Source organism: Rhizobium sp. WSM409 (assembly GCF_057653825.1).
Genome location: NZ_CM172794.1, coordinates 664,522 through 687,978 on the forward strand (window position 1 = coordinate 664,522; position 23,457 = coordinate 687,978).

Below are 23,457 nucleotides of genomic sequence, written 5' to 3' on the forward strand. Positions count from 1 at the left end.
GCGCGACACTCATAGGCCAAAAAAACGCCGAGGCAAAAGCCTTTCTTTGCGCCAAACCGGCAGCTCAGGGAATGCTGTTTCCGTTCGTTGTCGGGGATGGGCGGCGCATCCGGCCGCCACTCTCTTTGCGCAGGCGGGGAGGGGGCAGGGCGAGGGCGATCGGCAGGCAGCGATCAGGACGCCAGCCGCCACCCCGTTCCGGTCGCTTCCGCGGTGAAATCGTCGAAGGAGAGCGGCTGCGAGAAGGCATAGCCTTGCAGGATGTCGCAGCCGAGATCGCGCAGCAGCGCGGCATGTGCTGCCGTCTCCACCCCTTCGGCCACCGTCTCGACGCCGAGTGAGCGGGCGATCTCGATGATCGAGCTGACCAATGCGCGCTCCTGCGAGGCATTGACGATCGGCTGCACCAGCTGGCGGTCGATCTTCAGCCGCTTCGGCTTCAGCTTCAACAGGCTGACGATCGAGGTATGGCCGGTGCCGAAATCGTCGATCTCGATATCGATGCCGAGCGCCTTGATGCGCTCGAGATTCTGCGAGACGACGTCCTCGCTCTCGTCGAGGAATATCGATTCCACCAGTTCGAAGGAGAGCTCGCCCGGACGGATATGCAGGTCGGCGAGCGATTCCAGCAGGCTGCCGTCATGCAGCCGTCGGGCCGAAACATTGACAGAGACCTTGGGCACCACAATGCCGCGCGCCGTCCAGCGCATCTTGTCGTGCAGCGCAGTTTCCAGCACGATCCGGTCGAGCATCTGCACGACATTGATCTCGTCGGCGATGCGCAGGAACTTGTCAGGCGCGAGCCACCCCTTGGAGGGGTGCTTCCAGCGCACTAGCGCCTCGACGCCGGTGAGTTCCATCGTCCGGGCGCAGAATTGCGGCTGATACCAAGCGGTGAATTCGCCATTGTCGATGCCGGCGAGGATCTCGTCGGCCGTGCGCTTGGTGTTGATGATATCGGCCTGGAGATTGTGATTGAAGAATTCGAAGCGGTTGCGGCCCGTGCTCTTGGCGCGGTAGAGCGCGATATCGGCATTGATCAGCACCTTGCGCGCATCGACATGGATGCCGTTGGCAAGCGCAATCCCGATCGACACGCCGCAGCGGCAGGAAAAACCCTGGAAATCGATCGGCTGGCGCATTTCCTCGATGATCCGCGTCGAAAGCTGCGCCATCTCCTTGTCGCCGACGTCGAGGGCGAGGATGACGAATTCGTCGCCGCCGATGCGCGCGACGATGTCGCTGCCGCGGACATTCTTGGCGAGCACCTTCGAGGCGTGTACCAGCATCGCATCGCCGGCGGCATGGCCGAGCGTGTCGTTGATGTCCTTGAAGCGGTCGAGGTCGATGTGCAGGATCGAGAATTTCTGCCGCTGCTGGCGGCCGTCATGGGTCAGACTTTCGAGCGCGATGTCGAGCTTGCGGCGGTTGGCGAGTGCGGTCAGCGGGTCGTGCAGTGAATTGTGCTCGATCCTGTTTTTGACAAGCTCGAGCTCGATATTCTTGGCGACCGCATCGTCTTTGGCGGCTTTCAGCCGGATCGTCATCAGCACGTCTTCGGTGGCGTCGAAGGCGATGCCCATGATCTTCATCTCGCTAGTCCCCGTCTGGTGGACCTTGCCGACCGAGCGCACATAGCGCACCGAGCCGTCGTCGACGATCACCCGGCAGACGAGGGTGTGCGTATCGCCGTTGTGCTTGAAGTGACGCGCGCTTTCGAGCGCCAGGCTCCTGTCCTCGGGGTGGATGCGGCTAAGCCAGATCTCCTCGGTCATGAAGCCGTTGCGCGGTGTAAGCCCATAGAGTTCGTGCATCCGCTCGTTCCAGATCGAGCCGCCGAGGCCAGGCCGCGCCTCCCATATGCCGCACTGATAGGAATTGAGCGCCAGGTCGAGCCGGCTGGAAAGCTCGGCGAGCTCGCCCTCGCGGCTCGAGAGCTCGTCAAGCGCCAGCTCCAGCTCGGCATTCTTGACCTCGCTCATATCCTTGGCCTTGCGCAGCGTGTCGGTGATCTCCGCATCGGCGGTCACGTCCCAGACGATGCCGATCGTCTTGCTGACGCCGGCTGCATCCGTATAGAAGGCGCCGACCGAGCGCAGATGGCGGATGCCGCCGTTGCCAAGCAGGATGCGGTACTGCGCCGTGCAGGCAGCGCCGGCAATGCTGCAGCTGAAGAAATGCACTTCGGCAGTTTCACGATCCTCGGGCAGGATCGCCGCCAGCCATTCGTCGAGCACCCGGCTTCCTTCTTTCGCCGCTTTGCCGTGCAGAGCCGCGGCACGGGCATCCCAGAGCAGACTGCTCGAATGATCCTCCAGCTCCCAGATGCCGATATTGGAGGATTCCAGCGCCAGGTTGAGCCGCTGCGACAGTTCCAGCAATTTTGCCTCGCGGGTCTCCAGCGCGGTGATGTTGCGATTGCGCTCGCCGAGCAACAGGGTCGCGAAGAAGATCGGCACGATGATGATGAAGCCGGCGGCAAGGATGATCAGACGCAGCTCGGTGCGGTTTTCGGGTATCGCGTTCCAGCCGCTATTAGGGACCGCGGAAAGCTCCCACTTGCCGCCGGCAAAGCCGATCTTCTGGCGCATCGGATTCTTGTCATCGATATCGGACGAACCGAAGAACGGCGGCGGCAAAGCGGCGTTGGTCGCGGCCGCCGCGCCGATATCGCGGATGGCGATCGAAAGATGGCCGAGATGCGGATAACGCTCACGGTTTTCGCGGTCGCGCGCCGGCATCAGCCCGGTCGCCTGGTAAAACATTTGCTGGTCGATGGCGACTTCGACCGCCCCCCAGATCCGCCGCTGGCCGTTCTCCTTGACGTAAACCGGGAAGAAGATGGCAAAGGCGTCGCGGCCGTCGGTGCTGATCGGGCCGTAGAAGCGCGCCGACTGGTCGCCGGCCGCGCCAGTCATCACTTGGCGAAAGAAGAGAGTTTCGCGCACGTCGCGGCCGATCCGCTCATTGCCGGATTGCGGTGGGTGGATGTCGCGGATGATGAAATCAGGCGCGACGGCGATATGAATGAAAGACGGGTTCTGGATCAGCAGCCAGTTGATCTGGCGCTCCATCTCCTCGCCGTTGGCCGCGCTGACGGAGATCAGGTTCGTCAGATCGCGCACGACGCTGAGGTCCAAATTGATCTCGGCCATCACCCGGGCGCGGATCAGGTTGGTCTCGTTTTCCGTGCGGATATGAAGTTCGCGCACATGAGACGCAGTATTGGCCCGGTCGAGCCCGAAGCCGACCATGATGACGACGAGGGCGACGAGCGACGAAACCAGAAACGAAACGCGGGTATTCTTCAACACGCGCCGCAACTGCTTGCTGTCGCTGAGCCTGGATAGCAAAATGAAACTCCCCTGTTGGCGAGCAACTGTAGGACGCGCGGGTTAATTTACGATTGCCCGCCGGCGATGCCGAACAATCGTGTGAAGGGAAAAACCGCGGGTTAACGCGGCATCTTGATTATATTTAAAATCCTATTCATCAATTGGGCGGGGAAAGCCTTTCTTACGGGCAATTTTCGCCATATTCAGGAGCTTATCTGTGGCCAGTCATTTTTTCGTGCAGCTTATCGTGCAGCGTTTCAAAAGGATTGTCGCCATGCGTTTCGTCGTCGCCACGCTTTTGGCAACAGCAAGTTTCCTGTCACCGATGAGCGGTTTTGCCGAGAGCGCCGATGTCGAGGCGACGATCAAGAAGGTCGACACGGCCAACCTCGTGCTGACGCTCGATGACGGCAAGACCTATCAGGCGCCCGAGGAATTCAATTTCGACGGCCTCGAGGCCGGCGTGAAGGTGATCGTCTTCTACACCGAGGTCGACGGCAAACGCGTCATCAACGATCTCGACATCGTTAAATAGGCAGTTCTCTGGAGAATGATCGAGTGAGGTACGCGCAGTGGCTGCCCCTCACCCTAACCTTGCCGGGGTCGAGCCACTGGTCTCGACCCGTCCTGCGGACCCCCGTAAACGGGGCTAGGGGCCGTGCCCTGCGAGAGGTAAGCGAGGAACCGAGAGGTTGCGCCTATCCCCCTTCGCCCCGCGCGCGGGGAGAAGGGGGCGGCAGCCGGATGAGGGGCTGGTCTCGGCAATCTCCCTGGGCAGCACAGGCCCGAACAGCTCGTTCGCACCCCCAATCCGACCTAGCGCCCTGCAATACCTACAGCCAGACGATCGTCCGCTCCGTGGTTTCGATCCGGATGATCCGGTCCTGCGGGATGGCGCCTTCGGCAGCCGTGCTTTTCGGCAGGTCGGCGATCGTCTGGAACAGCGTGCGGATGACGCCGCCATGGGTCACGCAGACCGTCGGACGGTCGACCGAGTTCAGCCATGAGCCGGTGCGCCAGGAGAGGATTTCGTAGCTTTCCGCATCATCGCCGGGTGGGATGAAATCCCATTTGGAGGCATTGCGTTCCGCCACCCGCTCGCGCTGCGTCGCCTTCAGCTCCTTGATCGTCGAGCCTTCCCAGTCGCCGAAGGAAATTTCCACCAGCCTTGGATCGGTGCGATAGGCGAGCGGCGGCAAGCCCATGGCAGTGCGCATGATTTCCATTGTCGCGCGCGTGCGCTGCAGCGGGCTTGCGACGAAATCGAATTGGTCGACCGTGTCGCCGAGGATCCCGGCAAGCGCGATGCCGTTCTGCCGGGCCTGTTCCAGGCCCGTGGCATTCATCGGGATGTCCTTCTGACCCTGCAGGCGGCGCTCGGCATTCCAGGCGGTCTGGCCGTGTCTGATCACATAGATAAGCACGGTCTCGCATCCATATGGATAAATTAGTCCTTGATGACGGAAATGTCGGGCGCGTCGACCGCCTTCATGCCGATGACATGATAGCCACTGTCGGCATGGTGCACTTCGCCGGTGACGGAGCGCGACAGGTCCGACAGGAGATAGAGGCCGACATCGCCGACTTCCTCGATGGTGACGGTACGGCGCAGCGGCGCGTTATATTCGTTCCACTTCAGAATATAGCGGAAATCGCCGATGCCGGAGGCGGCAAGCGTCTTGATCGGTCCGGCCGAGACGGCGTTGACGCGGATGTTCTGCGGGCCGAGGTCGACGGCGAGATACTTGACGCTGGCTTCGAGCGCGGCCTTGGCGACGCCCATGACATTATAGTTCGGCATCACCTTTTCGGCGCCGTAATAGGTCAGCGTCAGCATGGCGCCGCCATCCGTCATCAGCTTCTCGGCGCGGCGTGCGACCGAGGTGAAGGAATAGACGGAGATCTGCATCGTCTTGGCGAAGTTGTCGGCCGAGGTGTCGACGTAGCGGCCGGTCAACTCGTCCTTGTCGGAAAAGCCGATCGCATGCACGAGGAAATCGATCTTGCCCCACAGCTTCTCGACGTTCGCGAAAACCTCATCGATGGTGGCTTCGTCGGCGACGTCACAGTGGCCGACGAGGGTCGCGCCGATTTCGGCGGCGAGCGGCTCGACACGCTTCTTCAGCGCATCACCCTGATAGGTGAACGCGACTTCTCCGCCGTGCGCATGAATGGCCTTGGCAATACCCCACGCAATCGAACGATTGTTGGCGACACCCATGATGACGCCGCGTTTGCCTGCCATGAGGCCGGATGCTTGAGCCATATTTCGCTCCCTAGGATTCTGATCGATCCTGCCTATGGCATAGGCCGTTAATCGGTTCAAGCTTGGCCGGGATCATCAACTGTTAGGGATCGTAATAAAGGGTGCGAATGTCATAAAAATTTCATAGGAACAGGCCTTCGCGCATGCTCCGCATGAGATCGGTGACTTTGTCGTCGGGTTTTTCCCACAAGATAATGCGCAATTCGACGACCAGATCGCCTCTGCCGCCCTCTTCGCGGGGCAATCCCTGGCTGGGAATTCTAATCGTCTTGTCCGAGCCCGACCATGCGGGGATCGTCACGTTCAGCGGCCCGCTCGGTCCTTCGATACGCGCCTCGGTGCCGAGCACGGCATTTTCGATGCTGAGCGGCAGCACGGCGTGCAGATCGAAACCGTCGACGGTGAAGCGCGGATCGGACGCAATGCGAATGTTGATGACGGCGTCGCCGCGCTGCATGCCCGGCAGTTTGAAGCCCTGTCCCTTAAGCCGCACCTCGTGGCCGTCGGTCGTGCCTGCCGGCAATGCAAAGCCGATTTCGCGGCCCTCCGGCAGCGACGCGGTGATCCAGCCGCTCTTCAACACGTCGTCGATCGTGACCGTCGCCGTCGTCACCTCATCCGGTGCCTTGTCCAGGCCGGTATCCTTGGCGCCGGTGAAACGGCGCACCAGGTTTGTCAGGATGCTGAGCGGCAGCGACAGGTTGGCGGCGGCATTCTGCGCAGCTTCGCCCGATTCCTCATCGCCCTTAACCTCGGCCTCGGCGGCATCGCCATCAATTCGCCTGCCGGGATCGGCCTGGGCGTTTTGGGTCTGTTGATTTTGCGCCTGCTGATATTGCGCCTGCTGGGCGCGAGCCTGCGCCTGGCCGCCGGCCGCAGCCCGGGCCTGGGCACCGAAAATGCGATCCACCATCTCGTCGGCGGCCTCAACGGAACCTGCCTGTTGTCTGTTGCCGTCGGCGGCAGCCTTCTGGGCGGCGCGCGCCAGCTCTTCCATCACGCGCTCGGCATTGGCCTGTGCCGCCTTGGCGCGCACGGCCGCCTCGCGGGCGGCCTGGCGCTGCTGCATGATCGTCTGTTCGTGTTTCTTGGCTTCGGCCATCCGCAGGGCATTGTCGAACAGGCTGCGTTTGCGCGGGTCTTTCAGCGTTTCATAGGCGCGGCCGATCTCGGCGAACCGGGCCGTCGCCGTCGGATCGTCCTGATTGTGGTCGGGATGGGCTGATTTGGCCATGTTGCGCCAAGCCGCCTTGATCTCGTCTACTGCCGCGTCGCGCTTGACGCCCAGAATTTTATAAGGATCGCGCATGTTAAAACCGCCGGTGTTGCGATGCGGCAAGCCTCGTCCTTGCCCGGCATCCCCGTCCAATAAAACGTGTGTAGCGCCACCCGCCACAAAGGCAGGAACAGCCACTCTCAACGCCGATCCTGCGGCGGAGTTGCTAATCACTTGTTATTTCTGGGCAGAGATGTGGGGTGTTTCGCGGTAAATGGTTAGCTCTTTGCTAAGCATTCGGCAGAAAGCGGTCGCACGTTAACCTGTTGGTGACGGCGCTGCGCGTCTTTTCGAACGCGCAAAGGGACGCTGTAATAGTTTGGGAGGATCAGCTCTCGGGCTGGAAGCTCAGAAGCTGCCAGTTGCCGCCGCCGACGAGGCAGGTCTTGCCGTAAAATTTGGCGATGCCGACATAGGAATGGCGGGTGGTGCGGAACTGGCGGCAGACCTGGCCGGACTCGTTATTCTCGACGATCGTATCGATGACGCCGGCACTGCCCGTCGATGCATTCGCCCAGGGAAGCGGCTGGCCCTCGAGCCTTTGCACGTCGGCCGAGGTCACGGCGTTGCGCACGGTCATTTCGTCGGAAAGCGTGTCGGTGCTCGGCGGGGTCTGCGGCACGGTGCCGGTTGCCACCGACCGGTCGACCTTGGCGTCACTCAAGAAATCCATACCGCCGCCGACGCAGCCGGAAAGCGACAACATCGCGGTGCCGATGACAAACAACGCGCGGCTGCGTCGCCGCAGGCCCTTTGTATGGCGAGATGACTTTGTTATGACTTCCACCCTGCATCCTGTCCAGTTATCAAAAGCTGGGCGAGTTTTGAATAATCCGGGGCATTTGAACCAATATGTCGGCAAACGAGTTAACAAGCGGTGACTTTACCGAAAGTGGCGAACCCTTCAAGCTCTTTGCCGAATGGCTGAAAGAAGCCGAGGCTTCCGAGCCCAATGACCCCAATGCGGTGGCGCTGGCAACGGTCGATGAGGATGGTCTTCCCAATGTCCGCATGGTTCTCCTGAAGGGATTCGACGATGACGGTTTCGTCTTTTACACCAATTTCGAGAGCCAGAAAGGCCGCGAAATTCTTGGCCAGAAAAAGGCTGCCATGTGCTTTCACTGGAAAAGCTTGCGTCGCCAGGTGAGGCTGCGTGGCCCCGTCGAGATCGTTACCGATGCCGAAGCGGACGACTATTTCAAGACGCGGGCGCGCGGCAGCCGCATCGGCGCCTGGGCTTCTAAGCAATCCCGTCCGCTGGAAAGCCGTTTCGCGCTGGAAAAGGCGGTGGCCGAATATACCGCGCGTTATGCCATCGGCGAGATTCCGCGCCCCGCCCACTGGTCGGGCTTCCGCATCCGGCCGACCTCGATCGAATTCTGGAAGGACCAGAAATTCCGTCTGCATGACCGTGTCGAATTCCGCCGGCCATCACCGGAAGGTGAATGGGACAAGGTCCGGATGTATCCGTAACGGGGGCTTATCGGCCCATCAGCTTCAGTGGTATGCCGGAGGCGAGAGCCGAGACGTAACGTCGCTTCTGGTAGAAGCCGTTGAGCGAAATGCGCGGGAGATAGCCGGTCAGCTTCGCTGCCGGCAACCCGGGCTGCGTGGTGACCGCAAGGGTAAAGCCGAGATTGCGAGCGATGCGCGCCTCGCGGGCGGTCGCAGCCGCAGGCGTGCCGTAAGGATAGGCGATCGTCTCGGGACGAATACCGGTCACCGCCTCGAGGTAATCCGCCGAAGCTTGCATTTCGATTCGCGCTTCGGCTTCCGGCAGCCGGGCGAGCGCCCGATGGCTGATCGTATGAGCGCCGAGCGTTGCGAGCGGATGTGTCGCCAGCCATTGCAATTGGCCAGGGCCCATCACCAGCTCGCGGACGATATCCGTCGGCTCGATGCCGTTTTCGCGCGCCAGCAGATCGATGGCGGCAACGGCGCGCGCCTCGTCGGAGCGGTGGACGTAGGCGGCAAAGCGATCGAAGGCGTGCCATTGCTGTTGCGGGCTATCGAGCACAAGGCGCTCCATGCCGCGGCCGAAATCGAAACGGATTTCGGCCGCCCGGCGCAGGAGGATCGCCAGCGTTTCCCACCAGATGCTGTGAGAGCCTTCGGCAAAACCCTTGGCGACGAATACCGTGAACGGCGCCTGATGCCGCTCGAACACCGGCAGCGCATGTTCCAGATTGTTGTTGTACCCGTCGTCGAGCGTGAAGGCCGCGAAAGGCTTTGCGCCTTCCGGCTCCGCCAGCAGCGCCGGCACCTCGCCGAGCGGCACGAAGCGATAGCCCTCTCGCCTCAGCCGCCGCAGCGCCACGTCGAGAAACCGCGGGGTGATTTCAAGATGCGCATTCGGCTCGAAGGCTTCGGCCACGTGCGGGCGGACATGATGCAGCGTGAGGACCACGCCGCGCCCGCGTGCTTCGCGCATCAGCCCGGCCGAGGCCAGCAGCCAGGAAAACTCGAGCCCGGCGCCAATCGCCAGTCGCTTGCCCAATCGCTTGAATTGTCCCGTCATGCGGCGCCCCGTCCCCTGCCTTTTCCGGAAACTAGCAAGTGCGACTTAAGCCTTGCTGAATCCCGGTTCAGCACAGGTCTTTGATTTCCTGTTAACCAAAACGATGAAAAGACTAGAAAAATGATAGGCGTTGCCTCAAAGTCGCGCCAAACTTACGGCTTCTGTCACATTACGGGACAAAACGCCGATCCTATCGCGGGCCAATGCATGAAGGGCCTGCGCATCAGGGCCAGCATATGAGGGGAAGTGCATGAGAAAGCTTTGGGCGGCTGTTTTGACCGTAACGCTTGCCGTTTCGGCGCCTCTTGCGGCTCTTGCCGGCAACGCTTCGCTAATCCTCGATGCCCGGACCGGCAAGGTTCTCGCCGCTGAAAACGCCGATACGCTGAACCATCCGGCCTCGCTGACGAAGATGATGACGCTCTATCTCACCTTCGAGGCGTTGAAACGCGGCAAGATCGCCTGGGATACCCCGATCAAGATGTCGAAATACGCCGCCTCCCGGCCGCCGACCAAGCTTGGCGTCAAGGCGGGCGGCACGATCACCGTGCGCGAGGCGGTCTATGGCATGATCGTCAAATCGGCCAATGATGCCGCCTCCGCCATGGGTGAGAAGCTCGCCGGCTCGGAAAGCGGCTTTGCCCGGGTGATGACGGCCAAAGCCCGCCAGCTCGGCATGAGCCGCACCGTCTTCGTCAACGCATCCGGCCTGCCGGACGGCCGTCAGGTGACGACGGCGCGGGATATGTCGACGCTCGCCATCGCGCTGATGAAGAACTATCCGAACGAATACCGGCTGTTTTCGACGGCCAGTTTCAATTTCCGCGGCCGGACGGTGCGCGGTCACAACAATCTCATGTACCGCTACCAGGGCATGGACGGCATCAAGACCGGTTATACCAATGCGTCCGGCTTCAACCTCGTCAGTGCCGTCAGAGACGGCAACCGCCGCGTGGTCGGCGTCGTGCTCGGCGGCCGCACTGCCCGCAGCCGCGACGCCAAGATGGCTGGTTTGCTCGACCGTTATCTCGGCCGCGCCTCGTCTTCCGGCGGCGCAAGGCTGGTGGCGAGCGTCGGGGCGAAAGAAACGGTCGAAGTCGCCTCCGCCGCTGACGCTTCCGATGTTCCGGTGCCGTTCAACGCACCGCGGCAAGTCGACGATCTCGCTGCGAAAAGCCTGGCCTATGCCGATGACGCCGTCGTGCCGCTGGAACGTCCGGTCGCGATGGACGAGATCCTGAACGCCGGCAAGACGCCGAAGACATCAGCAGAGAAGACCAATGGAGACTGGCAGATCCAGATCTCGGCCGCTCCCAGCGCCGATGCGGCGCGTGCGCTTCTCGCCCAGGCAAAGTCCGAAGCCGGCGCGCCGCTCGTGTCAGCTTCGCCCTATACCGAGGCGGTCGGGCAGGGGGCCAACAAGATCTATCGCGCCCGCTTCGTCGGCTTCGCCAGCAAGGATGCCGCCGTCTCGGCCTGCGATGCGCTCAAGCAGCGCTCCTATGACTGCATGCTGCTGCCGGATCGCGGCTGATCGCCGCCCGGCACTCTGGGCAATCCCGTTCTGGACAATTGTTGGGAATCAGCGTCTCCTCCATAAACAAAAGGAGAACGTCTATGCTGCGCCGTCTCGCCGATCAGTTCGAAACCTCATCCGCGGCCTATGCCGCAGCCAACGGCATCGAGCGTGACCCCGACTGGTTTTTGTTGAAGCTGCAGGAGGAGGTGGGTGAGCTCACCCAGGCCTGGAACCGCCTGACCGGCCGCGGGCGCCGCAGGGACCGGACGCCGGAAGAGCTCGACCGCGATCTCGCCGACGAAACCGCCGACCTGCTCGGCCACATCCTGCTCTTTGCCCGCCGCAACGATATCGACCTTGCCGCCGCCATCGAGCGGAAATGGCGGTTCCAGCCGGCGCTGACGTCGAAGGGCTGATGGGTCCCAAATCTCACCACCAATCAGCTTCGGACAGGTCATAGGCGTACATCTGGAGGCGGATCCCAACCGTTAAGGTGCGTCCCTTGCATTCAAAGATCAAGCATTTCTTCAATGAGAAGGCAGGCCTAGGTTGACTGAAGCATGAGAGCGCTAAAGGTTTGGCTCGCTTTTCCCAATGATATCCGCCCGCTGGCAAGTCCCGGTCGCAGGCACGATATCTAGCTTATCCCCAATGTTGAAATCATCATGCGGCGTGCCGATCTCAAAGTTGTATCGGCATACAATGGACTCCCCGGTCGGAGTCGTTCTTGAGAAGGACAGTTCCGCCATCGTCACGATCTTCACCCCACGACGATGAACTTCCTCTTCCCAAACTGCTTCTATCGTTGCGACCGTGCGCTCAAAGTGATGCAGTCGCCAAAGATAAAACCCGAGAATGGCGATGCAGATCAGCAATCCGACCAAAGGGAAGACGACTCTCATCACGGCGAGTTCTCGCGTCACCTTTGGATTGTAAGTATGTCGGAGCATCACCATCCACCCGCAAATCGAGTGCAACTATGAAGGGCTCATTCGATCCTTGCAATGGATGAACGTGCTCGCAGGTGTGAGCGGCACACTGGTTACTTTGCTCCCGCCGGTTATTGATGATTGCTGGGATCAACTGCGCTCCTTGCTTAGACGGCTGCGCATCCCTTTTGTTGAAAGCGACGAGTTTTCACGATTTATGGACATGCGTCCGGCATCGCTTTTGACACAACATGATTCGGAAACTCGTTCCCGTAGCCGCCAATTTGTCAATAGAACCTGTGACCTGCAGCTTTCAGCCGACTTTATATCGGTAGAATTTGCTGTCCACCGCCATCAGCGGGAAGGCGCGGGGCAGGGCGCTCTTGGCAATCTCGGCAAAGCCGTTCTTTTCGTAGAAGCGATGCGCGGCGACGAACTTGTCGGTTGTGCCGAGGAAGATATCGGTCAGGCCGGCCTCCCTGGCATGGGTAAAAAGGCGATCGAGGAGCCGCGCCGCCACGCCATGCTCGTGGCCGCGAACCTCAGCAGCGACGAACATCTTGCGCAGTGCCGCCTGGTTGTTGCCGATATCCTTGAGCCCGACCGTGCCGACGATGGCGCCACTCTTGACGGCGACCCAGAACTGCCCCTTGCCGGACTGATAGAAATCCGGGATGACCCTGAGATCCGGCTGCGCATCCGCGGTGATGTCGATACCGAATTCCTCGCGCTGGATCGGCAGGATCACCGAAAGCACGGCATCGGCGTCATCGGCCGTGAAGGTCCTGATTTCGATGTCCGCCATCACAGAATCCTTTTGCCTCAGGTCTGGGTACCGCCGACCGTCACCTGATCCATGCGCAGATGCGGCTGGCCAACGCCGACGGGAACCCATTGGCCGGCCTTGCCGCAATTGCCGATGCCGGTATCGAGCTTCATGTCGTTGCCGATCATCGACACCCGCTTCATCGCATCCGGGCCGTTGCCGATCAGCATCGCGCCCTTGATCGGCGCGCCGACCTTGCCGTTTTCGATCAGATAGGCCTCGGTGCAGCCGAAGACGAACTTGCCGGAGGTGATATCCACCTGGCCGCCGCCGAACGAGACGGCATAGATGCCCTTCTTCACCGAGGCGATGATTTCCTCCGGCGTCTTGTCGCCGCCGAGCATATAGGTGTTGGTCATGCGCGGCATCGGCACATGGGAATAGCCCTGGCGGCGGCCGTTGCCGGTGGGCGCCATGCCCATCAGCCGGGCATTCTGCCGGTCCTGCATATAGCCGACGAGTTTGCCGTTTTCGATCAGCACGTTGTAGGCGGACGGCGTGCCCTCGTCATCGATGGTGATCGAGCCGCGGCGATTGTCGATCGTGCCGTCATCGACGACGGTGACGCCGGGAGCGGCGACCATCTGGCCGAGAAGGCCTGAAAAGGCCGAGGTTTTCTTGCGGTTGAAATCGCCTTCCAGCCCGTGGCCGACAGCCTCGTGCAGCATCACGCCCGGCCAGCCGGAGCCGAGAACGACGTCCATCGTGCCCGCCGGCGCATCGATCGCCTCGAGATTGACGAGCGCCTGGCGCAGCGCCTCGTCGGCGCCGTATTGCCAGCTGCCCTCGGCGATGAAATCACCGAAGCCGATGCGTCCGCCGTGGCCGTAGGAGCCGCTCTCCTGCCGATCGCCGTCGCCGACCATGACCGAGATGTTGATGCGCGTCATCGGCCTGATGTCGCGGACACGATGTCCGTCGGCGCGCAGGATGTCGACGACCTGCCAGCTTGCGGCGACCGAGGCCGTCACTTGGCGCACCTTGTCATCCTTGCCCCTGAGATAGGCGTCGATGTCCTGCAGGACCTTGACCTTCTCCTCGAAGCTCGGCTGGCCGATCGGGTTCTCGTCGCTGTAGAATTTCTTGTTGGTGCCCTGCGGTGCTGCCGTATAGGAGCCGGAATAGCCGCGCGTTACCGCGCCGACGGCATCCGCCGCCCGCTTCAGTGCCGCCACCGAGAGATCGCCGGCATGGGCATAACCGACCGCTTCGCCGGCAACAGCGCGCAGGCCGAAACCCTGTTCGGTGTTGAAGCTGCCGCCCTTCAGCCGGCCATTGTCGAAGGTCAGCGCTTCCGCCTGCGCATGCTCGATGAACAGTTCGCCGTCATCGGCACCGGACAGGGCCTCGGCCACGTGCTTGCGCATCGTCGCTTCATCGGCATCGAAAAGCGTCAGGAGATCGGTGGTCATGGTATGGCTCCAAGCATGCGTTCAGGAGTGCACTTACTCCCTAGATAGGGCTCCACATAATAAGGAGTGAAGCCCCGCCGTCGAATTATTCTTTTTTTAAAGGGATGTGAGCATTCCCATCGCTTTGCGCTGTGTGGCGACGCGGCTTTTTTACATAGTCCGCTTGGGAGCCGATTTGTTCGAGATGGCGAGCAAACAATTTCCCCTCACCCTAACCTTACCGGGGTCGAGCCACCCGTCTCGACCCGTCCTCCGGACCCCCGTAAAAACGGGGCGAAGGGACGTGCCCTGCGAGAGATGGGCGGGGAACGGAGAGGTCGCGATATGCCCCCTTCGCCCCGTTTACGGGGAGAAGGTGCCGACAGGCGAATGAGGGGCGGACCCACGGAAGCTGCCAATTGACCTCACGGCAGAGCGTCAAAACCTTCGGCGAAGCCCTTGAGGTCGACGGGGATGCCGATGCCTTCTTCCGGGGTCTGGAAGACGATGAAGGTTGCCTGCGCGCCGCTGCGGAAGGTCTTCAGCAACTCATCCTCGAGCACGACCTCGGCGTAGCAGCCGTCGGCAAAGCAGCGGACGAAATAGGCGCGGCCGATATCCTTGCCGTCGACATTGAGCCCGAGGCCGTTCGGGAGCAGCACGCCAAGTGGTGCCAGCACGCGGAGAATCTTCGACTTGCGGTCGGCTGTTTTCAGCACGACGACGGAAAGCCCGACCTCCGGCCGATCCTCGGCGATGACGTTTTGCATCAGCGCGCATTGTTCGGTCGAAGCGCCTGCCGGTTTGTCGCAGACGACAGACCATGCGCCGTGATTGGACTTTACCGTGCCGGGCGCCGGCGGCTGCGTCTGGCCGGGCGTCACCTGTTCGACATTCGGCTTGGCGGCACTCGGCTGCTGCGGCGCCGGAGCAGGGGTCGGCGCCGGCGTGGAAGCGGGCGGCCTGGTCTGCGACGGGGCGGGTTGCTGTGCGAAAACGGGCGTTGTCGCTGCGGCCGCGATGCTGGCAGTCACGAGAAGCGACTGCGCGAGGGAACGGAAACCCATGGAAACCTCTGGATATCGAATCATTGCGGCTATTGTTGAAGCTGCCCACCAAAAATGAAAAGCCCCACCCCGTCAAAACCGGGGGACTGCGGCGGAAATTGGACCTTTGCGAAATAATGTGTCGCGCGCGGATTGGCCGGAAAGCCGATTTTTCATATGCTGATGAAAAACTTGGGATGTTTTGCCGTTCTGACCTGCCTATGCTTTGAGCAAAAATGCCGCATAGACAATTGCTCTGACCTGTTGCGGCAAATGCCAAACTGTGGTTTGAAGCGCTGAAGATGGCAAGGATTCTGCGTTCTATTTTGCAGGTCAAGCGCTCGAGGGAGATAATAAGGTGATGAAGAAGGCTTATGCAGCCCTGACCACGCTGGTCTGTCTGCTTTTTGCTTCCGGCACATATGCCGACCAGCCCATGCCGTGGCAGGCGACGCTGCAGCCGGCGGCAACGCCGATCATGCGGGAAATCCACTGGTTCGAACAATATACCCTGTGGTTTATCGTTCCGATCACGCTGTTCGTTCTGGCCCTGCTCATCGTCGTCTGTGTCAAGTTCCGCGCCAGCGCGAACCCGGTTCCCTCGAAGACGAGCCACAATACGCTGATCGAGATTGCCTGGACGGTGGGGCCGGTCCTGGTGCTTCTTCTTCTCGCCATTCCTTCGTTCAACCTGCTGACGGCGCAGCTGACGCTGCCCGAAAACCCCGACGTGACGATCAAGGCGACCGCCACCCAGTGGCAGTGGAACTACGAATATGAAGGTTCGGGCGATAACCCGCTGGCTTTCGATTCCTACCTGCTGAAGGATCAGGACCGCGCCGCCGCCGGCAAGGAAGACAAGTCGGTCTATCCGCGTCTTCTCGCCGTCGATAACGAACTGGTCCTGCCGGTCAACAAGACGGTCCGCGTTCTCGTGACTTCCGCGCCGACCGACGTCATCCATGCCTTCGCCATGCCTTCCTTCGGCGTCAAGATCGATGCCGTGCCGGGCCGCCTGAACGAGACCTGGTTCAGGGCCGAACGCGAAGGCCTGTTCTACGGCCAGTGTTCCGAGCTCTGCGGCAAGGACCATGCGTTCATGCCGATCGCCATCCGCGTCGTCTCCGAGGACAAGTACAAGCAGTGGCTGACCGCAGCCGCCAGCGACCTGCCCGGCGCCTACAAGACACTCATGGCCGCAACCGATGGTCCCGCAAAGACCGTCAACGTCGCCGAAGCACAGTAATTAAGGGGATCGGGACAATGGCTGGACCTTCCGCTCACGACGATCATTCTCATGATCACGCCGCCCATCATGACCACGCGCATGACGATCACCATGATCACGGGCACAAGCCGAGCTTTGCCAATCGCTGGCTGTTCTCGACCAACCACAAGGACATCGGCACGCTCTACCTGATCTTCGCGATCATTGCGGGCATCATCGGCGGCGCGCTGTCGGTTGCCATGCGCATGGAGCTGCAGGAGCCTGGCATCCAGATCTTCCACGGCCTGGCCTCGATGGTCTACGGCTATGAGGGTGACGCTGCGATCGACGGCGCCAAGCAGATGTTCAACATGTTCACGACCGCGCACGCGCTGATCATGATCTTCTTCATGGTCATGCCGGCGATGATCGGCGGTTTCGCCAACTGGATGGTGCCGATCATGATCGGCGCGCCCGACATGGCTTTCCCACGCCTCAACAACATCTCCTTCTGGCTGATCGTTCCCGCCTTCGCGCTGCTGCTGCTGTCGATGTTCGTCGAAGGCCCGGCAGGCGCTTATGGTACGGGCGGTGGTTGGACGATGTATCCGCCGCTGGCGACAACCGGCACGCCGGGACCGGCGGTCGACCTTGCGATCTTCGCGCTGCACATTGCCGGCGCCTCGTCGATCCTCGGTGCGATCAACTTCATCACCACGATCCTCAACATGCGCGCTCCCGGCATGACGCTGCACAAGATGCCGCTGTTTGCCTGGTCCGTGCTGATCACCGCCTTCCTGCTCTTGCTGTCGCTGCCGGTTCTGGCAGGCGGCATCACCATGCTGCTCACCGACCGTAACTTCGGCACATCCTTCTTCTCGCCGGAAGGCGGCGGCGACCCGATTCTTTACCAGCACCTGTTCTGGTTCTTCGGTCACCCCGAGGTCTACATCCTCATCCTGCCGGGCTTCGGCATGGTCAGCCACATCATCTCGACCTTCTCGAAGAAGCCGATCTTCGGCTATCTCGGCATGGCCTACGCCATGGTCGCGATCGGCGCCGTCGGCTTCGTCGTCTGGGCTCACCACATGTACACGGTCGGCCTGTCGCTCGACGCACAGCGCTACTTCGTTTTCGCGACGATGGTCATCGCCGTTCCGACGGGTGTGAAGATCTTCTCCTGGATCGCGACGATGTGGGGCGGCTCGATCTCGTTCCGCACGCCGATGCTCTGGGCGATCGGCTTCATCTTCCTGTTCACGGTCGGCGGCGTCACCGGCGTCCAGCTCGCCAATGCCGGTCTCGACCGCTCGCTGCATGACACCTATTACGTCGTGGCCCACTTCCACTACGTTCTGTCGCTCGGCGCCGTCTTTGCGATCTTCGCCGGCTGGTACTACTGGTTCCCGAAGATGACCGGCTACATGTACAACGAGCTGGTCGGCAAGCTGCATTTCTGGATCATGTTCATTGGCGTCAACCTGGTGTTCTTCCCGCAGCACTTCCTCGGTCTCGCCGGCATGCCGCGCCGCTACATCGATTATCCGGATGCCTTTGCCGGCTGGAACTACGTTTCCTCGATCGGCTCCTACATCTCGGCCTTCGGTGTGCTGATCTTCCTCTACGGCGTCTTCGAAGCCTTCGCCAAGAAGCGTGTGGCCGGCGACAATCCGTGGGGTGAGGGTGCAACGACGCTCGAATGGCAGCTGCCTTCGCCGCCGCCCTATCACCAGTGGGAACAGCTTCCGCGCATCAAGTAATTTGCGCGGACATCAGGACGCCGCTTTCGATATGGCGTCCTGATGGTAAGACATTCAGGACGGAATGATGACTGTCATCGACAATCACGAGGTGCTTGCAAAGGACGGCGAATTGTCGGAAGCGAGTGCGCGCGATTATTTCGAATTGCTGAAGCCACGAGTGATGTCGCTCGTGGTCTTCACTGCCTTTGCCGGTCTCGTGCTGGCGCCGGGCCACATCCATCCGGTCCTCGGCCTGATCGCCATCCTCTGTATCGCCGTCGGCGCCGGCGCCTCCGGCGCGCTGAACATGTGGTATGACGCCGATATCGACGCCATCATGAGCCGCACCGCCAACCGTCCGATCCCGGCCGGCCGCATCGCACCCTCCGAGGCACTCGCCTTCGGCCTGGTGCTTTCAGGCTTCTCGGTGGTGATTCTCGGCCTGGCGGTCAACTGGCTCTCGGCCGGCATCCTCGCCTTCACCATCTTCTTCTATGCCGTCGTCTACACCATGTGGCTGAAGCGCTCGACGCCGCAGAACATCGTCATCGGCGGTGCTGCCGGCGCCTTCCCGCCGATGATCGGCTGGGCCTGCGTGACCAACAGCGTGACGATCGAGAGCACCGTTCTCTTCCTCATCATCTTCCTGTGGACGCCGGCGCATTTCTGGGCGCTCGCCCTCTTCAAGATGCGCGACTACGAGGCCGTCGGCGTGCCGATGCTGCCGAACGTTGCCGGCGAACGGGTGACCAAGCATCAGATCGTCGCCTATGCGGTGCTGACCGCCGTCTGCGCGGTATTGCCGTCCTTCCTCGGTTTCGCCAGCTTCGGTTATGGCCTCGTCGCCGCCGCCCTCGGTGCGATCTTCATATACTGTTCCATCGCCGTCTGGCGCATGCCCGACGGCGATTTGAAGATGATCCCGGCGAAGAAGCTTTTCGGCTTCTCGATCTTTTATCTCTTCGCCGTGTTCTCCGCCTTGATGATCGACCGGCTGGCCTCGCTGCTGGTCTCGCATGCGGGAGGTTGGTTCTGATGGAATTGGTCAAGCTCACGGAAAAGCAGCTCAAGTCGCGCCGCAACCGCAACGTCGCCCTCGGGCTGGTGCTTGCCGGCCTCGTCGTTCTCTTCTACGTGATGGCAATCGTGAAGATCGGCGGGGGAACGGCCGGATGAGCGATAACCCCGCCGCACCGAAGAAGCAGGTCCGCAACAACGGCGCCGTCGTCATGATGTGCCTGAGCTTCGTCTTCGGCATGGGCGCGATGAGCTATGCCGCCGTGCCGCTCTACCGCATCTTCTGCCAGGTGACCGGCTATAACGGCACGACGCAGCGCGTCGACCAGGTGTCGAGCGTCGTGCTCGACCGCACGATGCGCGTCACCTTCGACGCCAATGTCGCCCCCGGGCTGCAATGGGACTTCAAGCCGGTCCAGCGCGAGGTCAATCCGAAGATCGGCGAGACCATCCAGGTCAATTTCACCGCCGAGAATCGTTCGAACGAGACCCAGCGCGGCCAGGCGGTTTTCAACGTCACGCCGGGTGAAGCCGGCGTCTATTTCAACAAGGTACAATGTTTCTGCTTTACGGAAACGGACCTGAAGCCGGGCGAGAAGCTCGACATGCCTGTCGTGTTCTACATCGATCCCGAAATCGTCAAGGCCGTGGAATCCAGGGATATCCACACGGTCACGCTGTCATATACGTTCTACCCGAAAGAGGGTCCGAAGCCGGTGGCTTCGAATGAGGGTGGAGCGGAAAAGATTGAAAAGAAACTTTGATCAAGGCTCGTTTCCGGCTATGCCGGGAGCGGAGTGAAGGAAGACATCCGGGGATAACGACATGGCCGATGCTCACCAGAAGAATCACGACTATCACATCATCGATCCGAGCCCTTGGCCGATTCTCGCCTCGCTCGGCGCCTTCATCATGGCAATCGGCGGCGTCTGCTACATGCGTTATCTCAACGGCGGCTCGTTCAAGGTCGCCGGCGCGGAACTCGCCAATCCCTGGCTCTTCTACATCGGCTTCGCGCTGGTGCTCTACGTCATGTACGGCTGGTGGGCCGATACGGTGAAGGAAGCCCATGAGGGCGCCCACACCCGCGTCGTCTCGCTGCACCTGCGCTACGGCATGATCATGTTCATCGCTTCGGAAGTGATGTTCTTCGTCGCCTGGTTCTGGGCCTATTTCGACGCCAGCCTCTATCCGAACGAAGCGATCCAGGCCTCGCGCCTGCTCTATACCGGCGGCACTTGGCCGCCGAAGGGCATCGAAGTCCTCGATCCCTGGCATCTGCCGATCTACAACACCGTCATCCTGCTCCTGTCGGGCACGACGGTCACCTGGGCGCACCATGCGCTGCTGCACAACGACCGCAAGGGCTTGATCCAGGGCCTGACGCTGACGGTGCTGCTCGGTATTTTCTTCTCCAGCGTCCAGGCCTATGAATATGCCCACGCGCCCTTCGCCTTCAAGAATTCGATCTACGGCGCGACCTTCTTCATGGCGACCGGCTTCCACGGTTTCCACGTCCTCGTCGGCACGATCTTCCTGGCTGTCTGCCTGATCCGTGCGCTGCGCGGCGACTTCACCCCGAAACAGCATTTTGGCTTCGAGGCGGCCGCCTGGTACTGGCACTTCGTCGACGTCGTCTGGCTCTTCCTGTTCTTCTGCATCTACGTCTGGGGCGGCTGGGGCGCACCCGTCGCAGCCGGATGATCGGAACGAAACTTGAGAAAAGGCGGGCCTGGTGCCCGCCTTTTTTGTTGGTGGGATCCGCGACAGCCCGCACCTTTCCGGAGACGAGGGACGTGCCATGCGAGAGCGGGCGAGGAACGGAGAGGCCGCGGCATGTGTCCTCTTCTCCCCAGCGGGGGTCCGAAGGACGGGTTGAGACCGGTGGCTCAACCCAGGCAAAGGTGGCCCGAAGGGTCGGATGAGGGGGCCACGCGGCAGGCCCTCTCATCTCAACTATCCCGCCATGCCGACGCGAGCGCGGTCGAATCGCGCATGAATGTTGTTGGAAAGACCGGATTCGCCGGCCCCCTCATCCGCCCTACGGGCACCTTCTCCCCGCTGGGGAGAAGAGGGAATCGAGAGGTTGCAGCATATTTCCTTCGCCCCGCGAGCGGGGAGAAGGTGCCGGCAGGCGGATGAGGGGCTGCCATCGGCAACCTCTTCGGCCGAGGTAAGGGCTCCCGCTTTTCATCGCCTCAGCGCGCGCCGGCAATCCGTTCGAACGCCGAAGGCTGGGGAATGCCGAGATCCAGCTGGTGGCGGATCGCCTCGGCGCATTCGAGCGGTGTCAGCACTGAGGTATCGACCTCCATGTCGTAGATGCCGGGCCGATGCACCTCGTCCTGCCAGCGTTGCACCGGTTCAGGAACGGGCACGTCCTCCGTGGCGGTGAGATAAAGCGTCTCGCGCCCCTCCTGGACAATGTCGCGCCGCTGCATGATCGTCTCGATCGGACAGCGCACGCCGACGAACAGCACGGGAAAGTCTTCCAGTCGCCGGGCACAATCGCCGAGGATGCCGAGTGGCTGCGAATAGCTGTCATGGTGGCCGAGATCGGCGACGACATTGAGCCCCAGGCTGGCATGGATGGCGATCGATTCGTAGAGTGCTGCATAAAAGAACGGCACCAGTTCCTCCAGGTCCGGCCGTTCGCCGCCCGGCCGCAGTCCGATGCCCGGAAGGTAGCGCTTCGGTGTCATGGCATTGTAGCTGTCGACGCCGAGGTTGATCCACGGCCCCTCGAAGTGTTCCTGTACCGCGCGCGCGATGCTTGATTTGCCGCTCCGCGGCGCGCCGTTCAGGATAATGATTTGCACGGAATGGCTATCATTGATCATCAGTCTTCTTCTTCTGTTTGGCGCGAATCATTACAGCGCCGCGTGACAATTCAGACGTGGCAAGGACGCTGTAACACTTTGAATTGCTGATAGTTCCTCACATCGATTCCGATGCGAAGAACTATCGGCGGGACGAAATCACGCGGGCATTTCCCTTCGTCCTGCGAATAATTTATGGGAGAGTTAAGGCAGCATCGAAAAAGGCCGCGGCCGCCAAGGCTGCCAGAAGGAATGGAATGAACGAGGACAGCGCCCATTTTCCGCCCGTCGATCCGGTGAAAACAGGCATCAAGGGCTGCTGCCCACGCTGCGGCCAGGGCAAACTCTTCGACGGCCTGCTCGGAGTAAAGCCGCGTTGCGCCGCCTGCGGCCTCGATTATTCCTTCGCCGATTCCGGTGACGGCCCGGCCGTCTTCGTCATCCTCATCGTCGGCTTCATCGTCATCGGCATGGTGCTGTGGCTGCAGGTGAATTACGGGCCGCCGATCTGGGTGCATATCCTGCTCTTTGCTCCGTTGACGATTATCCTGTCGCTACTGACGCTGCGCTGGTTCAAGGGCATCCTGATCGCCATGCAATACCGCCATAATGCCCGCGAAGGACGCCTGAGTGACTGATATCGACCATGCCGCGCCGCGCCGCCGGCTGCCGGTTTTCACCGGCATCCTGGTGTTGATTGCCCTTGCCATCCTGATTTCGCTCGGCACCTGGCAGGTGGAGCGCCTGCACTGGAAGGAGGGCCTTATCGCCGATATCGCCGCGCGCCAGGCAGCAAGCCCCGTGCCGCTTGCCGATATCGAGGCGATGGCGGCTGCAGGCGGCGATATCGAATACCGCAAGGTGACCGCCACCGGCCGCTACATCAACAACAAGGAGCGGCACTTCTTCGCCACCTGGCGCGGCCAGACCGGCTATTACATCTATACCCCGCTGGAGCTTGCCGACGGGCGCATTCTCTTCGTCAATCGCGGCTTCGTTCCCTTCGACAACAAGGAGCCGGAAATGCGCATGCAGGGCCAACTGACGGATCAGCAGACCGTCACCGGCCTGGCGCGCGAAAAGCTTCCCGGCAAGCCTTCCTGGGTGGTGCCTGACAACGACGTCGCCAAGAACATCTTCTACTGGAAGGATCTCGACGTCATGGCCGAGAGCGTCGGGCTGGAGAAAGCGATCGTCATTCCCTTCTTCGTCGATGCCGATTCCACCCCCAATCCGGCCGGCCTGCCGATCGGCGGCGTCACCCAGGTGGATCTGCCGAACGACCATCTGCAATATGCTTTCACCTGGTACGGGCTGGCCGCCGTGCTCGTTGTCGTGGTGGCGATCTCCTGGTTTCGCAAGGGTGCCAAGGCACCTCAGCAATAGTATCACTTCAATTCTCGACCATATTGGGCTAGAGGTCCCTTAGCCCCACGCGGGACGTTGCTGTTGAAGCTGGACGTTGCCGAGTTCTCCCTCATTCCTGTGCTCGTCACAGGAATCCAGTGCGCCCAAGTCCTTGGGCGCGGTAGGTGGACTTGGATGTTGACAGTCATTCACGGCGCC

Annotated in this window: 23 protein-coding genes; 12 read left to right on the plus strand and 11 right to left on the minus strand. The window is 61.4% G+C overall.

What is annotated here, in order from left to right:
- Positions 1-173: 173 nt before the first annotated feature.
- Positions 174-3,353, minus strand: a complete 3,180-nt coding sequence (locus tag AC25BC_RS03150) for a bifunctional diguanylate cyclase/phosphodiesterase (protein ID WP_113545769.1) — start codon at positions 3,351-3,353, stop codon at positions 174-176.
- A gap of 256 nt (positions 3,354-3,609) precedes the next feature.
- Here AC25BC_RS03150 and AC25BC_RS03155 point away from each other — a divergent pair, with 256 nt between their 5' ends.
- A complete protein-coding gene (locus AC25BC_RS03155) occupies positions 3,610-3,870 on the plus strand; it encodes a DUF1344 domain-containing protein (RefSeq protein ID WP_003569889.1) in 261 nt (86 codons plus the stop codon).
- A 298-nt stretch (positions 3,871-4,168) separates the two neighbouring features.
- Here the strand turns inward: AC25BC_RS03155 and AC25BC_RS03160 are convergent, their stop codons facing one another.
- The 4 genes from AC25BC_RS03160 to AC25BC_RS03175 all read right to left on the minus strand — a co-directional run bounded on the left by AC25BC_RS03160 (position 4,169) and on the right by AC25BC_RS03175 (position 7,664).
- Positions 4,169-4,759 carry a histidine phosphatase family protein gene (locus tag AC25BC_RS03160; RefSeq protein WP_017993158.1) on the minus strand — a complete coding sequence of 197 codons (591 nt, stop codon included), beginning with the start codon at positions 4,757-4,759 and terminating at the stop codon, positions 4,169-4,171.
- Between the two features lie 23 nt (positions 4,760-4,782).
- Entirely contained in the window at positions 4,783-5,601 is an 819-nt protein-coding gene (gene fabI / locus AC25BC_RS03165; protein WP_012756308.1) for an enoyl-ACP reductase FabI, read from the minus strand.
- 121 nt (positions 5,602-5,722) lie between these two features.
- Positions 5,723-6,940, minus strand: a complete 1,218-nt coding sequence (locus tag AC25BC_RS03170) for a J domain-containing protein (protein WP_206642408.1) — start codon at positions 6,938-6,940, stop codon at positions 5,723-5,725.
- Between the two features lie 265 nt (positions 6,941-7,205).
- Positions 7,206-7,664 carry an RT0821/Lpp0805 family surface protein gene (locus AC25BC_RS03175; protein ID WP_012756310.1) on the minus strand — a complete coding sequence of 153 codons (459 nt, stop codon included), beginning with the start codon at positions 7,662-7,664 and terminating at the stop codon, positions 7,206-7,208.
- A 65-nt stretch (positions 7,665-7,729) separates the two neighbouring features.
- On the opposite strand from AC25BC_RS03175, the gene pdxH reads away from it, so the two are divergent.
- Complete coding sequence (gene pdxH / locus AC25BC_RS03180) at positions 7,730-8,350, plus strand: pyridoxamine 5'-phosphate oxidase (RefSeq protein ID WP_012756311.1); 621 nt, start codon at positions 7,730-7,732, stop codon at positions 8,348-8,350.
- Positions 8,351-8,357: 7 nt separating this feature from the next.
- Here pdxH and AC25BC_RS03185 read toward each other — a convergent pair whose 3' ends face one another.
- Positions 8,358-9,395: a polysaccharide deacetylase family protein gene (locus AC25BC_RS03185; protein ID WP_128440069.1), complete on the minus strand. Its 1,038-nt coding sequence runs from the start codon at positions 9,393-9,395 to the stop codon at positions 8,358-8,360.
- A gap of 250 nt (positions 9,396-9,645) precedes the next feature.
- Here AC25BC_RS03185 and AC25BC_RS03190 point away from each other — a divergent pair, with 250 nt between their 5' ends.
- Positions 9,646-10,929 carry a D-alanyl-D-alanine carboxypeptidase family protein gene (locus tag AC25BC_RS03190; protein WP_012756313.1) on the plus strand — a complete coding sequence of 428 codons (1,284 nt, stop codon included), beginning with the start codon at positions 9,646-9,648 and terminating at the stop codon, positions 10,927-10,929.
- 83 nt (positions 10,930-11,012) lie between these two features.
- A complete protein-coding gene (locus AC25BC_RS03195; RefSeq protein WP_012756314.1) occupies positions 11,013-11,330 on the plus strand; it encodes a nucleoside triphosphate pyrophosphohydrolase family protein in 318 nt (105 codons plus the stop codon).
- Between the two features lie 153 nt (positions 11,331-11,483).
- On the opposite strand, the gene AC25BC_RS03200 is transcribed toward AC25BC_RS03195, so the two are convergent.
- The 4 genes from AC25BC_RS03200 to AC25BC_RS03215 all read right to left on the minus strand — a co-directional run bounded on the left by AC25BC_RS03200 (position 11,484) and on the right by AC25BC_RS03215 (position 15,151).
- Positions 11,484-11,816, minus strand: coding sequence for a hypothetical protein (locus AC25BC_RS03200; protein WP_128440119.1), 333 nt, complete (start codon positions 11,814-11,816; stop codon positions 11,484-11,486).
- A 340-nt stretch (positions 11,817-12,156) separates the two neighbouring features.
- Positions 12,157-12,648, minus strand: coding sequence for a GNAT family N-acetyltransferase (locus tag AC25BC_RS03205; RefSeq protein WP_128440070.1), 492 nt, complete (start codon positions 12,646-12,648; stop codon positions 12,157-12,159).
- A gap of 17 nt (positions 12,649-12,665) precedes the next feature.
- Positions 12,666-14,081, minus strand: coding sequence for a metalloprotease TldD (gene tldD / locus AC25BC_RS03210; RefSeq protein ID WP_128440071.1), 1,416 nt, complete (start codon positions 14,079-14,081; stop codon positions 12,666-12,668).
- Positions 14,082-14,485: 404 nt separating this feature from the next.
- Positions 14,486-15,151, minus strand: a complete 666-nt coding sequence (locus AC25BC_RS03215; RefSeq protein WP_017993165.1) for an invasion associated locus B family protein — start codon at positions 15,149-15,151, stop codon at positions 14,486-14,488.
- Positions 15,152-15,467: 316 nt separating this feature from the next.
- Between AC25BC_RS03215 and coxB the strand changes: the two genes are divergently transcribed.
- From coxB to AC25BC_RS03245, 6 genes are all read left to right on the plus strand, one after another.
- Positions 15,468-16,352: a cytochrome c oxidase subunit II gene (coxB, locus tag AC25BC_RS03220; protein WP_128440072.1), complete on the plus strand. Its 885-nt coding sequence runs from the start codon at positions 15,468-15,470 to the stop codon at positions 16,350-16,352.
- A gap of 17 nt (positions 16,353-16,369) precedes the next feature.
- On the plus strand, positions 16,370-18,073 hold the full coding sequence (gene ctaD, locus AC25BC_RS03225) for a cytochrome c oxidase subunit I (protein ID WP_012756320.1): 1,704 nt from the start codon (positions 16,370-16,372) through the stop codon (positions 18,071-18,073).
- Positions 18,074-18,140: 67 nt separating this feature from the next.
- Positions 18,141-19,091, plus strand: a complete 951-nt coding sequence (locus AC25BC_RS03230; RefSeq protein WP_012756321.1) for a heme o synthase — start codon at positions 18,141-18,143, stop codon at positions 19,089-19,091.
- Positions 19,091-19,231, plus strand: coding sequence for a hypothetical protein (locus tag AC25BC_RS03235; RefSeq protein ID WP_012756322.1), 141 nt, complete (start codon positions 19,091-19,093; stop codon positions 19,229-19,231). The genes AC25BC_RS03230 and AC25BC_RS03235 overlap by 1 nt, the downstream gene beginning before the upstream one ends.
- Positions 19,228-19,836, plus strand: coding sequence for a cytochrome c oxidase assembly protein (locus AC25BC_RS03240; RefSeq protein WP_012756323.1), 609 nt, complete (start codon positions 19,228-19,230; stop codon positions 19,834-19,836). Before AC25BC_RS03235 ends, AC25BC_RS03240 begins: the two co-directional genes overlap by 4 nt.
- A 61-nt stretch (positions 19,837-19,897) precedes the next feature.
- Complete coding sequence (locus AC25BC_RS03245) at positions 19,898-20,776, plus strand: cytochrome c oxidase subunit 3 (protein ID WP_012756324.1); 879 nt, start codon at positions 19,898-19,900, stop codon at positions 20,774-20,776.
- Positions 20,777-21,270: 494 nt separating this feature from the next.
- On the opposite strand, the gene AC25BC_RS03250 is transcribed toward AC25BC_RS03245, so the two are convergent.
- Positions 21,271-21,912: a chloramphenicol phosphotransferase CPT family protein gene (locus AC25BC_RS03250; protein WP_128440073.1), complete on the minus strand. Its 642-nt coding sequence runs from the start codon at positions 21,910-21,912 to the stop codon at positions 21,271-21,273.
- 236 nt (positions 21,913-22,148) lie between these two features.
- Here AC25BC_RS03250 and AC25BC_RS03255 point away from each other — a divergent pair, with 236 nt between their 5' ends.
- Together AC25BC_RS03255 and AC25BC_RS03260 are read left to right on the plus strand one after the other, a co-directional pair.
- The gene (locus AC25BC_RS03255; RefSeq protein WP_003545995.1) at positions 22,149-22,529 is read left to right on the plus strand and encodes a DUF983 domain-containing protein; all 381 of its coding nucleotides are present in this window, start codon (positions 22,149-22,151) and stop codon (positions 22,527-22,529) included.
- Positions 22,522-23,277: an SURF1 family protein gene (locus AC25BC_RS03260; protein WP_017993170.1), complete on the plus strand. Its 756-nt coding sequence runs from the start codon at positions 22,522-22,524 to the stop codon at positions 23,275-23,277. Before AC25BC_RS03255 ends, AC25BC_RS03260 begins: the two co-directional genes overlap by 8 nt.
- Positions 23,278-23,457 lie beyond the last annotated feature (180 nt).